The organism is Flavilitoribacter nigricans DSM 23189 = NBRC 102662 (genome assembly GCF_002646595.1).
Classification (GTDB): Bacteria; Bacteroidota; Bacteroidia; order Chitinophagales; family Saprospiraceae; genus Flavilitoribacter; species Flavilitoribacter nigricans.
In genome coordinates, this window is record NZ_PDUD01000012.1 from 22,615 (window position 1) to 37,525 (window position 14,911).

The following is a 14,911-nucleotide window of genomic DNA, read 5'->3' on the forward strand; positions in this document are numbered from 1 at the left end:
AAACCAGCATTTCGACTATTTTTCTACGAATGTTTAACCTCTACGAGGTTATTTTTGAGTCCTAAAAAAATTCAGGATGACTCATGTTTCAGCTAGTTGCGGATCGATCAGACGGTATGCGCCAAAAGAGGGCACTTTACATCGAGTACAATAAAATTGCGGGCCTGCAACCGGCAAACCCGCAACATTTCAAATAAATTTCAGATGATCTTTTCTATCCTAGACGATACTAGGGTATCTTCTAGGGCTCAACGCACCACTACCATTCGTTTCGTGCTGACCGGTTTCCCGTTGGCGTAAAGGGTATAAAAGTAGATGCCGGCGTTCAGATCCAAAGTCATTTCGTGTACGAATTCTCCACGTTCTGCGATCACGGTCCTGCCCATCGAACGGCCATTCAGATCGGAGATCTCCAAATGGACCCGTTGAATAGTCATTGGAATATTCAGCGGGATGGCAGTTTGGTTCCGGGCCGGATTAGGATAATTTTGCCCAAGATGTACTTGCCCGATAGCAACGGTCGGTTTCACTTTGGCCGCCGGGTTGGGTGTCGGCAGCGTTGGGAAGCCAGAACGCCCCAGGGAAAGTGCTCTGATCTCCTCCAGGCAGATATTGTCCAGGAAGAAGTCGGCATCGGCAATTGCGTAAAAATCGAGGGCACCCAGTTGGTTCACGCCGCCAGCAGCCTGTACCGTATTACTGATCTGCCATTGGTAGATACCGGAACCGTTCAGGTACAGGATCACTTTGTCCTGTTCGAAATCGAAAGTAAAGGAAATGTTGAACCACTCCCCCACCGGATAACTGAATTCACCGCTGGCACCTCCCGTTTCTACCCGGGCCGTCCCCTGTTCAAAGAAGATCTGAAATCCAAAAGCGGCCCCGGGTTCGTCCTGAAATTTTTGGGTATTGAAATAGGCGGTTTTCCCTTCGGCCACTTTCATATCCCATTGCAGTTGGTAGGTGCCGGTATTCAGATCTCCCAGCAGGAGTAGCATATCCTGTTGTAGTTCACCGAAGTCTTCCCGGTATTGCAGATGAACAGCCTGGTTACCATTCTCCTCAACGATCTGGGCATCCGCTCCTTCCTCGGACCACTTGCTCCAGCGGTCGGATTGTTCGCTCAAATTGCCGGGGGTCAATGCTTCGAGATCCTGGCAACCCAGTGCCGTATTGACGGCCGGACTGCCCGACTGGGTGACCGTTCTGGTCACTACGGTGCCGTCGGCGCCGGTAAACGTGATGGTCAGCGAGCGTTCCGCTTCGGTTTCATTGGCCGTATAGAAGAGGGTCAGAGCCCCCTCGGTCAGGGTTCTTTCCAGGGCATAGGTGGCCCATTCCGCTTCGGGTACCACTACTTCCCAGTTCATATTGCCGGTCACGGAAAATACCAGTTCTCCGGCATCCGCACCGACGGTCTGGTCTTCCGGGGTAACGGCCATAAACGTGGCCACTGACGGCTGGGTGAACAACTGTTCAGTTGGGATGATCGTTTTGGGCTGACTGGCGCTCGACCAGCTCAATTGCGCTACAGCCGTCCCTGCATTTTCGTAGTATTCCATGCGGATCGGTACCCGATGGCCCGCCTGGAGGTCCACACTGCCCGTATATTCGGTCGGGGCCTGATCGATCCACCGGTCAATGATCAGCTGACCGTCTATCCAGAGTCGGACCCCGTCGTCGGTGGTGGTATAGAAGGTGAAGTTTTCGGTAATAGGAGCTTCCACGTATCCTTCCCAGACTACCGCGAAGTTATCTTCCGGCATGCAGGCTTCGGGGGCTCCGTAGGCCCAGTCGAAATTGACTGCGGGATCCACTCTGCGGAAGGCTTCGACGGTCATTTCCTTATCCTGATAGTAGGTGGCCAGCAGCCCGTTTTCAAGATCTGTCGCTTCGTCGGGGCAACTGATGGTACACGGGCCGCATTCGTTGAAACAGACAATACCGGGCCGTCCTTCCAGATCATTAACGGTGAGCTCGGGGATGGCATAGGATCGGTTGGTAAACCCGAATTCCTCCAATCCGCAGTCCGTCGGCACCGTTTCCCAGGTGGATCCGTTAATGAATTTGTACCGGAAAAGCGTCGGCGTACTTACCTGACTGAGCAGGAATCGGCCCTGGTAAATGCCGTCCCCGTCCTCATCGGTCAATGGGGCCACGCCGGGGATCCAGTCGCCTCCGAAGCCCGCTTCGTCCTGCCAGTCGCCGGCCACAAATACGCCCTCCGGTGATACTTCCTGGTTCCGCATATCCACCTGAAAATTCAGGTAGAGGTCAACGGTGTTACTGGCGGCTTCCTGGAAGGATACACTGAATACAACTTCCGAAGAGATATCTTCCTCCCCGGCTACCGTTGAGCAATTATCCGTCAGTTGCAGGCGAATGCCCTCGTAGGCGAGTTGTCCGGGCGTATGCTGATCGACGGTGATCTCCACTTGTTTACAGGTCCCCGGTTCAATATCACGCACCGGAACGCCCTCATCGACGATCGCCTTACCGGAATAACTCACAATGGCATCCTGAGTGACTAAGGCCCGCAGTCGATACGTTCTGACTTCATTGCTTTCACTGTAGTTACAAACGTTGAGCGCAATGGTCGCTTTATCAGCGGATCCGTCACCGACGGGAATACCGGTGAAAACGGCCGACGGCTGCTGCTCCTCACCAATCGTCAGGTTTAACTTATCCCGTCTCAGTCCGCCTTCGTAGGGGCAGCTGGTTTGCGTACCGTTCTGCAATTCAAAATAATGGGAGCCCGAGCGGGTATCTCTTCGGGTCCGGATGTTGAAAAGATCACCGGGCGTGCTATCGGCCAGCGAATAACCGATCAGTACCGAGTTGCCGTTCGTCTGGGCACTTCCGTTACTCACTTCGGTGCTGAAATTCACCCCAATACTAGCTTCTACGGAGGAGCCGGCTGCACTGATCCCGGCTTCTACCAGTAAGGAAGCGTCGAAAAAGATAGTAGAGGCGGTAGCGTAGGTACCCGTTCGGCTCACCTGCGTTTCGCTTTGGGTCGCATTTTTAGCGCCTTCGATGGTTACCGCATTATTGCTTTCGTAAGGGGCTTTGGAAAACTGACTCTCATTGTCGGCTATGATCTTTTTCCAGTCGTTGATCTGACCTTGAATGAGCTGATAGTCTTTCGTATTAGCCGGCGTATTGGCTAAGATCTGTTCCAGTTTGGGAATTTCTGATTCTTTGATCCGTTTTTGGGTATAGGTAAAATGTTTGATCGTTTTGGGAACCATTGCGATCGATTTCCGGGTAACCGCAGGCCGGCAATTCTGGTATACCAGCGAAATAGCCGGACCGTAATCGTAAGTCGTGGCCGCCCCGATGATCAGATCACCGTCCAGGCCGTCATCCGAGTGGTAATTCTCGTAGCGCGCGCTGGTCTCGTAGCAAATTTCGGTCGATATGCTTTTGGCATTGTTCGTACTCTGGCTGGCGGAAACCGTCGCTTTGACGCTGGATTCCACCTCCACGATAAACTCGGCGGAAGCACCGACTTCCAGACCGAGGGAAGCATTTACACCACTCGTTTCCGCATAACTCATGTTCACCTCCTTACACAGGGAGACACCTCTTTCGAGATAAGTGAAACTGTTGTCACCGGGAGGGTTATGCAGGATGGCTTGCGGCAGGATCGGGCCGGTCGTTTCTCCCACGATATCCGTTTGCTGACCGGTGACCAGCAGGGGAATGATCAGGGTACGGTAGGGGTACTGGTGATTACCACTGCGATAAAACTTAACGGTTGCCAGCTGGCAGTAGTTGTTATCCTTATTCAGGTACAATTGCCAGGGGTATAACGGGAAGCTTACATTACCGTCTTTGATCCCGGGACTGCCCGCATAGAAGGACAGATCATGGGTCTTGAAGATATCCTGCTTTTCGTAACCACCTACTTCGTAGGTTACCTTGCTGATAAATGCTGACCACGGGATACTTACTTTCATGTTGATCTTTTTCCCGATGTCTTTTTTGTGAATAAAATAAGAGCCGGTATTGTTGATGATGTCCGTCTTTACCTGTCCGGCGGAGGGCAATCCTTCGTACAGGAAAGTCTCGCTCCGGCAGCCGTTCGCTTTCAGTTCGGCGGAAGTCACGGTAAATCCATTACTGAAATTCTGCTGCAGAGGAAGATAAAAGGTTTTGGTTGTACGGCGGTACAGGGAATTACTTCGGTTGCCGTCACAATCCACCGAGTAGGTATCTACCTGGATCGTATGGTTTTTGCCGGTCTCGAAATTGCCCATCCCTTTGGCAAAAGCATAGGTAATGCCTCTCCAGTCATCGTAGCGGTTGTTGCCTTTTTCTCCGACTAGGGCACCGTCAATGTACACGTATACTTTATACGAGCGGTAACCCTGTAAAAAACAGTAGTCCGTAGTCTGCGGGCTGTAATTTACCTGGATCGTTTTCCCGGAGTTGGATACCTGCAGACAGCTGGCACAACTCCCCTGCCCGAAGGTAGGGACCGTAAAAGCCATTACCAGAAATAGGATATTCAGGAGGGTGAAGGTTAGTCCATTTGGATAATTTGAATGTCTCATCTTATAAAGTTTTAGGTACATCTGAAATTAAGGTCCAGTACGAATTTTTAGGGGTCGCTACTGTTACAGCAAAGATGTACCCGAGCGGCCGTCGAGGGCATTCAATTATTTTTCAAAAGGCAGAAATTATATTGCAGGGAGCAGAAATTATCAGTAATTATATTTCATTGGGATGAACAATAAATACTAACACGCTGTACTTCAGATACTTACAAATCTGCGCTCATGATACCAGCATTTTTTCAAAACTGGCGAAGGAGGTGACCATGTGATGGGGAGACCATGCGATGGGGAGACAAGGTGACAAGGTGACTGGGAGACAAGGAGATCGAGAATTATTAACTTTATAGCCCTAAACACCGGGAATCCTTTCGGCCTTCCGCCGTCATCCGGCGCAACCTTATGTAAACTTTAAAATCAAGACAGTTGGGAGAGATATCAATCATACACGGTCGGATCATCATGAACGATCAGGAAAGTGGAAATGAATTCTTTAAAAATTACGAGGACCAGAATCATCCACTGCTGCCCAAAGAGGCATTCAATCTGGAATTGCTCAATTCCAGTCACTTCAGATACAATCCGATCCTGACTTTTGGCAGAACATTTAAGTATTTAGAGGGAGGGTACGAATGGAAGCAGCTGATCCTGAAATTCGAACACATTTTGCTGAACTTAAACTTCGACAATGCAAAAATGTACCTAGAAACTGAATTTTTAGGGAATTACGAGTTTTTTTGGAAACCAGAACCATCCGAAAATACCAAGAAACTCTTCTTTGGAACCGGTAGGTATTCCATGTTCGGAACGAGAATTGAGGAAGCTGATAGTGGTTTGCCGATGAATACGAGCTATCCGATTCGATTCAACGAAGCTATATTGGCCGGATTCAATTCCATGGTAAGTGAACTAAATACCATTCCGATCGATTCTAAGCACGTTTTCTCAAAACCCTATGCTTACGATTTTCTAGGACATGATGGTATTCGTTTGATCCTAACCAAGCTTCAATTAGAAGGCATACTTGAATGGGGATATGGAACGAAAGAAGAGGATTATGCACTCTATATAATCAGGAGAAGCGAAATCAGGAAATTGGAAAACTTAAGGTAGGGAGTGAGCTTAAAAAATCGCTAAAGATCCGATGAGTAAGTACCAAAAAGTCTGGCTTATTGCCTTCATTTCAATTGCGGGAACAATTGGGGGGCACTTATTTACGGTAGGATAGTAAGTGATGACTGGAAAGATGTTGCCAAAGTAATGAAGGAATTAGAATCTTACAACATTACAGAAATACGAATTTTGCCCAAAAAACCCGATTATCCAATTAATTTAACACTAGACCCGATCATTGTAAAAGTGTCTGATCAAATTGAGGCAATTGTGTCAAATTTGAAGAACTCCGAATTGGCCGCTCATGGAAAAAATCCCAATAGATACTGGGAAATGGTACTCTTTCTAGGAATTCTAAGCCCGGATGAACTGGATATTAAGAACAAGAAAAACATCGTTCTAGAATTTGAATATATTGATTCGGGCCTATATTTTGAAATGTCAGGAGTAATGGGCTATCAAACTTTTTTGTGTTCCATGAAACTTAGGCAAATTTTTGAAGAGATCGCATTTTTTAAAGAACCTTTGGGAGGAAATCGATAATTCATTTCCCAGCTAAAAATGAAAGGAAGTTTATAATATCAATCACACCATGCCATATAGTTAACCAATGACTCAAATAAAGGAATATAGCGCGACCGGTTGTAAAAGGTAGTTAGTTTAAGAAGACAAACCTATACTCGTACAATAGATGTTTTTTTGTCGCTTTTACCCCAGAAATTGTCGTATTTGCACCGTGCCGGATCCCCGTGCAATTCCCATCTTTGGAGCACCGATAATGGGTAAAATACGTACTGCGTTAAATCAAATACGGCTATGAATGCTTTGGTTAGCACCCCTTATTTTTTTAGATCAATAATCTTAATTGTAATATTCCTTATGGCCACAACTAATCAATCCAGCGCTCAGCAAAACAAGCCTACCGAGAGCGGCTATGCCCCCGTCAACGGCATTGAAATGTACTATGAGATCTACGGCGAAGGCATGCCCATCGTGCTGTTGCACGGTGCGTATTATACTATTGAAATGAACTGGAGTTCCCTGATCGCCGAATTGTCCAAAACAAGGAAGGTAATTGCCCTTGAAATGCAAGGCCATGGGCATACCCCGTATTCGGACCGGCAATTGACCCGCGCTACTTTAGCCCGTGATGTGGAAAGTCTGATGGATTATCTGAAAATTGACAGCGCGGACGTCGTAGGATACAGCTTCGGTGGCTCGGTAGCTTACCAATTCGCTATTCAAAGTCCGAAACGGCTAAGAAAATTGGTAATTATTTCCGCTGTGCACAAAAGCAGCAGTTGGCTGCCGGAAGTGAATGAAGCATTCAAAGGCATGAAGCCTGAGTTTTTTGATAACTCGCCTCTGCATACGGCCTACGATGCGGTAGCCCCTGATAAAACGAAATGGACGAAATTCCTGGAGCAAATGATCGCCTCCGCGATTACGCCCTACGACCTGGGAGACGCCAATATTGCCAAGATAAGCGCTCCTGTATTAATGATCGCAGGCGACAATGACGGGATCGATAAAGTAGAGTTGGTCAAAACGTATCAATTACTAAAAGGTAATAAAACGGTTGATTTGGGCGCCATTCCGGAGTCGCAACTGGCAATTATTCCCGGGCAGGGGCACGTTAGCCTGATGATGCAGACCCAGACGCTCTTTGGGTTTATAAACGGCTTTTTACAATAAGCTATGCGTTTCCATAACCAATACGAATTGGGGGGAATGAATCTTTCGCTTCGGAAGTACCGGTGGGGTTATGTCCCGTATAGTTGCGATTAAATCCATTGATGAGTTGCGCAGTGCACCAATTGAAGATAATTTGCATCTATACTAAACGTATATACCGAGATAGATCATAGTGAGTGGGACATGAAATTTAGAGTGATAATCTTAATACTTCTCTCAATTTTCAATTTTTTAAACCTGAGGAGTCAATCGAATACTGGACCAGGATTGAAATCAAGAGCGGTAATCTGTGGCCCTTTACCTAAAGCGAGTTTTCCGGGGGGAACAGATAGTTTAATTGTCTTTTTAGCCGAAAACGCAAAGTGGCCATCACCGGACTTTTACGGAGCAGGCACGGTGCTTGTTAGTTTTACGGTTGAAAGATCTGGAAAATTATCAGATGTCAAATTATTAAACAGATTATATGAGTCGTGTGATAAGGAAGCTCTAAGAATTGTGAATTTAATGCCGAATTGGGTTCCGGCAAAGCAGGACGCCAGAACAATAAGATCTAACATCATTTTTCCAGTAAGGTTTGGATTTGAATAATCCGGGAATCACTTAAAAGTCTGAATATAAAAACATACCAATCGATTCCCGGTTCCCTTACTAATCTCCATCTATTCCTCCGATCATTCTTTGTCATATCTAGATGGTCCGGCCACATTCGTCGGAATTTTCGGCCCGGTCTCCATGGGGTTGGCTAATTTGGACCGCAATTATACTTTTACTAATTACGCTGTTAAAAAAAGCGGATTAAGCTTCGGTTACAGCATTCTGAAGAGTGCATTCGGAAAATTAAGGGTGCAAAACTCTTCAGGACCAAACCATTCGCGTCAGGTATACCAGTCTACACTCCACCGGATTTACGGACCTGTAGCAAGCCAATAACTGCCCGTCATTGATATGAGACCAAACATTCTTTACCTGGTAATAGCGTTTTTCATCCTTGCCTGTTCTAGTCAAGATCGGCAGGAAGAAAATTTAGTCGTAGAGAATAGACCGGAAGCTGCTATTGTACCCAAGGATACCATTGGTGTAAACGACCGGATAATAGCGTACGCAACATTCCGCTCAGAGCGGAATGAAATCCCTCCGGATGGCACCTATAGATTTGACATAGCATTTGCTGAATGGCAGGGAAAGTCAATGGGAGAAGGCGTAACCGTTGCAATTGCCGGAGACTCGATTAAAGTAATTTACGAAGGTGATGGAAGCCTGACTAACACCAAAAAGGGAACAATGATGGATCAGGGACTGATCATGAAACACAAATCCGGGGATTGGATAATCGGAACCCGTCCGGAGGATAAAGAAATGGAAGAAGTCGGCGGTTGTACCGGAGGCCCTGCCATCATAGATTTTAAGCATAAGAGATACTGGATGTGCTAATATGAAAAAAGAGAAATTTTATATAGTTGTAATAAATACTTCGGTAAACTTGGATGAGGTAATAGCAAAAGGTGGAATTACTCCCAATTTATCCATAAATGAAGGTAAACTTAAGGCGATCGAGTTTATCAATTATGAAGATGCACAAAAAGTTTATCAAAAAATAGTTCAGCCTTTAGGGCTCAATAACCCAGATACAAATTATTGGAATTTTTTGCTTTTAAATGAAATTGGTTTCAAAGAATACATTGAGTTAAAAGATGATCAGAAATTCACACTGCAGGATTTAAGGAATAAAGAAGAGGAAATAATAGACTTAACAAAGCTTGTAGTTCAAACGAAAGAACCGTTTGGAGGAGGAGTGATCAAAGGAAATAAATCTGAATTTACATCCCCATTCAACTTTTGGGTAAATAGTGTTACCAAGATCATCAAAGATAATTTTGAAATTGATGCAGATCTGTACGGAGGCACCTATAATCCGATAAGCTTAAGTACGCTTGAGAAATTAGTTACCGGTTCTTGTGGTAGCCTAAACCTTTATTTGAACACCAAAGAATTCGTCTCAGCGATAGAGTTGCAAAACAACTCAAAGAAATCAGGTTGCTTTTTTGTCGAAACTGAAAATGATTATTTTTTGATTGATATCCACTGCCATTAGGGATTTGGAGAAATGGGCCCAAAGTTAGTACACTTAGTCTCCCATGAAGCTTCGGCCGATTCAGTGGTGAAACCATAGCCTTAATAAAAACATGATCGAGGAAAAATATTTAAAGTCAAGAATGAACAAATTAATCTTTCCATTTATAGTGCTGGTAATTTTGAGTTCCTGCTCCTCCCAGTCCGGGGATTCGGGCACCAGCCTCGATAGTACCACCTGCATCACCCAAACCGGATCGGCGGAAAGGAGGACTGAACTGGAGGGAGGAATACGCGGACAAGTGAAGTTTTTGGGAGAATCGGAAAATTTAAGCTCCATCACCGATAAGATGTCCACCTACCATATTCCGGCCTTATCCCTTGCCGTAATCCATCGGGGCGAGATCGCCTGGGCGGAAACTTATACAAATCCGGATTTTCCCGAAGTACAACAACTGGATTGTACGAGCATTTTCCAGGCGGCCTCCCTGTCCAAGCCCGTAACTTTTCTGGCCGCATTACGCATGCAGGCCGCCGGAGTAATAGATCTGGATAAAGATGTCCAGGAGTATCTACAGGATTTTGCACTACCCGAGGGTAAACAAACCGCAACGCATCCAGTCACCTTGCGGAATCTTTTTTCCCATACTTCGGGGATCACTCCCGGTGGATACCAGGGATACGCTCAGGATCTCGACATGCCCTCTGATCTGGCTGTTTTAGAAGGCCGTCCCGGGGTCAATTCCCCCGCTATTGAAGTCGTCACGGTGCCTGATGAAACCCTGGCGTATTCCGGCGGGGGCTACACCCTGGCTGAAGTGGCCCTGCAGGACCACTTCGGGGAGGAGTTTTCGAACATCATGCAGCAATGGATACTCGAACCGGCCGGAATGCAATACTCGGAATTCACGCAACCACTGCCGGCCTCCAGATCAAGTCAGGTGGCCCGGGCCTATACCGCAACGGGAGAAGCAATAGCGGGTGGCTGGCGAAACCATCCGGAACAGGCTGCGGCCGGGCTTTGGAGCAACGCCCTTGATCTGTCTAAATTTCTAATCGAGATCTATAATGCCTATCAGGGAAAAAGCGCCATATTTTCCCAGTCCGATATCCAGTCGATCCTGAGTCAGGAACGGGACGGCCACGTGTATGGATTCCTGGTCAACCGTTCGGGAGATGATATTGCACTCACCCACTATGGCGGCAACGAAGGCTACCGTACCGGTATGACCATTAGCCTAAGCAGCGGTAATGGGCTGGTTTATCTGATCAATTCGGATAATGGCGTAGCACTGGGTAATGAACTGCTTTTATCCGCGTCCCGGGTGTACAACTGGCAACACTTTGAGCAAAGCCAGGTCACCCGGAAGCAGGTCAATGCCGATGACTTAAAGCCGTTGGCAGGAGAATATAAATGGAACGGTCAAATCGATCTTTCCATCCGCTACGAGGAAAGCGATCAGCAGATCATCCTAATTTTCCCTAATGGAGACGAATATAAAATGACCCCGATCGTTGGTGATGGTCTGGCTTTCATTCATCCGAATACGGGGGTTGAGCTTACTTTTTTAACGGAGGATAAGTTTGAGTCTTTCAGACTTTACGGACAAACGGCGGTTAAGTTGACCGGGAATGCAGCGGATATGCAGCAATAGATAACCCACAGTAAATCAGTGAAATTTTCAAAAAAATGCCCGTAACAAGAAATACCAGTCAGGCAAAAATAAGCTTTGAAGAATTCAGTGAATAGCTAATTGCAAGTAGGGAGCATACTGCGAAGGAATATGATTTCAATGTGAGAATAGGGATCAGGAGGAAACAGATTCTCAGGATGAGATCTAAATACAAACGCTCAAAATGCCGCTAGCTATTCAGTGCGGAGGCTACCGCCGATCTTCTGGCTCGTTAAACACAGTAAAAGCAAAAATTAATGGCAATCGAAATAGAATGCATAATTGAAAATGAATTTGACAAATCGAAGATTATCGAATTACCATTTCTGATTGATAACAAATGGAAAGATTTACGGCGTTTTATTGAACAAGAATCAAAGGACTTTTATAACCCATTAAAAAATAAAGATTTACAAAAAGAGGCAAAATGGGATTTCAAGATAGATGAAGATGATCTAGAAAACTGCTGGAGTTTTTTTGAAACTGGAAATTCAGATATCCTGCAACCAAAAAATGATATTAGATTTATCTGCTATTTTGGAATGGTGCATGTTTACAGAAAAACTATTGTTATAAATCCCTTCTGCAGAAGGTTTAAAGCATTTAAAGATAATGAAAATGCTAAGAAAGGATTTATTAAAATAGTAAGAGAAATTGCCAGGTTGTTCGGGGCTACAAAAGTATTGTATTGTGCTGATAGCACTACAAAAACAGAGATTTTATCAAATATGGCATTGGAAGGAAATAGTTTACAAAAATTAATTGAGCATGGGGAATTGAGATTTGGTAAACCTAATCCTAATTACCTCCTGGCATTTGAAGAAACCTATTTTATTGATGAATACAACTTTGAAATCAAATAGAAAATAGATGTGGTGCCTAAACCAAAGCATGGCGTTCAACACCTACCCCAGCTAGTTGGTCCATCGCGGGCATCAATTGTAGCGGGTATCGACAAATTACCGAATAAACTAATCTGGGAAATGGATCATTCGATAAAGGAAATTTTATGGAATCAATTTGGAGCCAGCATCGATATGCTCATCAACGTGATCCTTCACTGCCCCAACGATTATTTTTTGACCAATAGACGCTTTTTCTACATGGCCTTTCACAGTGCGATCTTTTTGGATTACTATCTGACTATACCGCCGGAAGATTTTTCGCCTTTGCTTGCTTTTACCTCCAAAGTACCTGAGGACAGACCCGCAGAAGCAATTGATGATCTGATTCCCGACCGGATTTACAGCAAGCGGGAGTTGGTGGATTACCTCAAAAAAAGTCGGATAAAATGTAAAAAGCTAATCGATGCTTTAACGGAAAAAACGATGAATAAAAGATTTACCGAAGGCAATGGACCGAATGATATGGACTATCCGATTTTGGAGATACTATTGTACAATCTGCGGCATACCCAACATCATGCCGCACAGTTAAACCTGTTCATCCGCCAGGACCTTGACCAGCACATGGAATGGTCTTTTAGAGCAGGTGACATTATTCAAAAGGTATAAAAAAGCCAGCTGACAACGGCTATAATTAATTGTCGCTATTCTCCTACCCGGAAAATTTCGTAGGAAATTACGGCTATCTTTGAACAGATTAAGAGCCGGGCGCTGCACCACAACACAACTAAAATGCAACAGAGAGATTTGCTAAAAGATCAAATTGAGCAGTTGGGAAAGGTCCTGGCCAAAATCCTGGCGGACTTTCTGGGATGGAAGTCAACCGGCAACCCGGCACCGGGGATAGAAGCCGCCAATGAACGTTTCCAAAATGAGTTGGGGATCGACATTGAACAATTAATCACCCTCGACCGAACGGAGATAAAGGCATATTTCCGTACCCACCAATTGGCGGAGCCGCATTTGGAAATGTTATCTGAATATCTGGCAGCAGTTGGGAAACTGAAAAATGAGACAAAGCAAGTATCCGGGCAACTATATTTGAAAAAGGCCATCGAGGTCTTGGACATTGCTGATGTTGTGTCGGAAACGTTGTCCTTTGTGCGTATGAATAAAAAACGTGAGATTGAAAAACTGCTATAGTTTGTAAGGAAGCGTGTACTGTGGATACTGCTATTCGCAGGCAGATTCTAATGGTAAGCAAAGGAAAAATGATTTTTACAGGAATAGACCAACAAACAGTTGAGTTGAGCATAACCAACTACGAGTTCCCGGACATTAATAACCATTGGGACGCTAATTGGCTTTTAGTTTATCTTAAGGTGCAAAGCAAACTTGGTAACTGGCAAACCATTGATCCATCGTTGACAACCTGGGAATTGCAGGAATTAATTGAATGGTTTCTGGACTTAGCCGATGACCAAAAACCAGAGTTGAATCCTATGGAGTTTACGGAGCCCAATTTGTCTTTTCACCACTTATACGCACTTGATAACAAAAAAATAATAAGAATACGTTTTGAACTGGAATCAAGACCCCAATCCGCGAGTGATGACAGAGAATATTTTGTTGATTGTGACTTGACAAACTCAGACTTACAGGAAATAGCGGAAGAGTTGACTAAAGAGTTAGCTAGATTCCCGAAACGACCTTTGTAGTCAGGATCCAAAAATTCATGCTTCTGCATTTCCCTTTTTGCACAATAATTCACGAGCCGAAGAGGTATTCACCAATAACTCATGGGCGCCCGATTTTCCGCTGCCGCCAGTAGGCCGGTGGGTCGTTGTTCTGCAATTACGATAACTTCCAAAATAAAACCCAAAATGAAAACACCTATTACTCTGATGCTCGCCGTTTTATCCCTTACTGCACTTTCCGTTAAGGGCCAAACGCAAAAAGACTCTCTGGATGTGAGACAAGCCGCATTGGATTATATCGAATCTCAACACCAGGTACAGCCCGAGCAATTTGCCCGGTCGGCTCATCCCCGAATGGTCAAAAGAACGTTTTGGACGGATAAAAAAACCGGAAAGGAATACTTGCGGGAAACCTTTACCGATGCGATGGTCTTGCTGACCGAAACCTATAACCTGGAAGGAGATAAATTCCCAAAGGAACCCAGGAAGGAAGTGATCATTCTGGATATGTACGATAAAACCGCTTCCGTAAAACTCATTGCGGATGACTGGATCGATTATATGCATATCGTAAAGTTGAACGGCAAATGGCAGATCGTGAATGTATTGTGGCAATTCAATGATTCTGAAAAACAATAAAGAAACCGTCGTAATATCCCCCCATGACCACCAAACCGGAACCGATGCAACCCAAGATCATACAAGTGCGTGGCGCAGCCATTGAAAAAGTTTATGATACCATAAACGATGAGTTTAGAAATGATATAAGAAAAGACCTGGAAATAGTGGAGGAGTTAAATTTTGTGGATGCTTACAAGACCAACAAGCGGGGTTGCCATCACGATGTTTATTTAGGCAAGACCGGAACCATCATTTTCAGACCTTTCAATTTTGTGGACGGACTGGACAACTTTTGCTATTTCGATCTGGCACATTACGCACAAAACGATATCCATGCCCTGGAATTCTACCAGTGGTCCAGTAAACGGGAAAGTAAACTGGAACTGTGGTTTGACGGCGCCCATCAGATCACCGCTTCCCAAAAAAAGTCGATCCGGTCGAATGGGAAAAAAGAGCTGATCAGAAACGGAGACGTTTATGAAACAACCGATTATTATTTGCGGTATATAGTCGGAAAAACTGTCGGAGATCTCACTGTCAATGACAAAATATTAAGATGTGTATCCAGAAGGAAACGACTGCAAAAAATAATATCCATGTGAGTATCTGGAAATCCTCCCTGCCCGTCCTTTTTCTGA

14 protein-coding genes are annotated in these 14,911 nt (G+C 45.2%); 13 read left to right on the forward strand and 1 reads right to left on the reverse strand.

Annotated elements, in window-relative coordinates; translation table 11 throughout:
* Positions 1-248: 248 nt before the first annotated feature.
* Positions 249-4,559: a PA14 domain-containing protein gene (locus CRP01_RS08465; protein ID WP_170110282.1), complete on the reverse strand. Its 4,311-nt coding sequence runs from the start codon at positions 4,557-4,559 to the stop codon at positions 249-251.
* 462 nt (positions 4,560-5,021) lie between these two features.
* On the opposite strand from CRP01_RS08465, the gene CRP01_RS08470 reads away from it, so the two are divergent.
* From CRP01_RS08470 to CRP01_RS08530, 13 genes are all read left to right on the forward strand, one after another.
* Positions 5,022-5,672 carry a hypothetical protein gene (locus tag CRP01_RS08470; RefSeq protein WP_143473319.1) on the forward strand — a complete coding sequence of 217 codons (651 nt, stop codon included), beginning with the start codon at positions 5,022-5,024 and terminating at the stop codon, positions 5,670-5,672.
* A gap of 147 nt (positions 5,673-5,819) precedes the next feature.
* Positions 5,820-6,215, forward strand: a complete 396-nt coding sequence (locus CRP01_RS08475; RefSeq protein WP_099149600.1) for a hypothetical protein — start codon at positions 5,820-5,822, stop codon at positions 6,213-6,215.
* Between the two features lie 336 nt (positions 6,216-6,551).
* Positions 6,552-7,367: an alpha/beta fold hydrolase gene (locus CRP01_RS08480; protein WP_099149650.1), complete on the forward strand. Its 816-nt coding sequence runs from the start codon at positions 6,552-6,554 to the stop codon at positions 7,365-7,367.
* A 183-nt stretch (positions 7,368-7,550) separates the two neighbouring features.
* Positions 7,551-7,955, forward strand: a complete 405-nt coding sequence (locus CRP01_RS43415) for an energy transducer TonB (RefSeq protein WP_099149601.1) — start codon at positions 7,551-7,553, stop codon at positions 7,953-7,955.
* A gap of 357 nt (positions 7,956-8,312) precedes the next feature.
* The gene (locus CRP01_RS08490; RefSeq protein ID WP_099149602.1) at positions 8,313-8,798 is read left to right on the forward strand and encodes a hypothetical protein; all 486 of its coding nucleotides are present in this window, start codon (positions 8,313-8,315) and stop codon (positions 8,796-8,798) included.
* A gap of 1 nt (position 8,799) precedes the next feature.
* The gene (locus CRP01_RS08495; protein WP_099149603.1) at positions 8,800-9,459 is read left to right on the forward strand and encodes a hypothetical protein; all 660 of its coding nucleotides are present in this window, start codon (positions 8,800-8,802) and stop codon (positions 9,457-9,459) included.
* Between the two features lie 121 nt (positions 9,460-9,580).
* Entirely contained in the window at positions 9,581-11,092 is a 1,512-nt protein-coding gene (locus CRP01_RS08500) for a serine hydrolase domain-containing protein (protein WP_099149604.1), read from the forward strand.
* A gap of 275 nt (positions 11,093-11,367) precedes the next feature.
* A complete protein-coding gene (locus CRP01_RS08505; protein WP_099149605.1) occupies positions 11,368-11,973 on the forward strand; it encodes a hypothetical protein in 606 nt (201 codons plus the stop codon).
* A gap of 12 nt (positions 11,974-11,985) precedes the next feature.
* Positions 11,986-12,624 carry a DinB family protein gene (locus tag CRP01_RS08510; RefSeq protein ID WP_222845676.1) on the forward strand — a complete coding sequence of 213 codons (639 nt, stop codon included), beginning with the start codon at positions 11,986-11,988 and terminating at the stop codon, positions 12,622-12,624.
* Between the two features lie 123 nt (positions 12,625-12,747).
* Positions 12,748-13,158 carry a hypothetical protein gene (locus CRP01_RS08515; protein WP_099149607.1) on the forward strand — a complete coding sequence of 137 codons (411 nt, stop codon included), beginning with the start codon at positions 12,748-12,750 and terminating at the stop codon, positions 13,156-13,158.
* Between the two features lie 20 nt (positions 13,159-13,178).
* Positions 13,179-13,673 carry a WapI family immunity protein gene (locus CRP01_RS08520; protein WP_222845677.1) on the forward strand — a complete coding sequence of 165 codons (495 nt, stop codon included), beginning with the start codon at positions 13,179-13,181 and terminating at the stop codon, positions 13,671-13,673.
* A 165-nt stretch (positions 13,674-13,838) separates the two neighbouring features.
* The gene (locus CRP01_RS08525; protein WP_099149608.1) at positions 13,839-14,291 is read left to right on the forward strand and encodes a nuclear transport factor 2 family protein; all 453 of its coding nucleotides are present in this window, start codon (positions 13,839-13,841) and stop codon (positions 14,289-14,291) included.
* A gap of 23 nt (positions 14,292-14,314) precedes the next feature.
* Positions 14,315-14,875 carry a hypothetical protein gene (locus CRP01_RS08530; protein ID WP_099149609.1) on the forward strand — a complete coding sequence of 187 codons (561 nt, stop codon included), beginning with the start codon at positions 14,315-14,317 and terminating at the stop codon, positions 14,873-14,875.
* Positions 14,876-14,911: the final 36 nt, after the last annotated feature.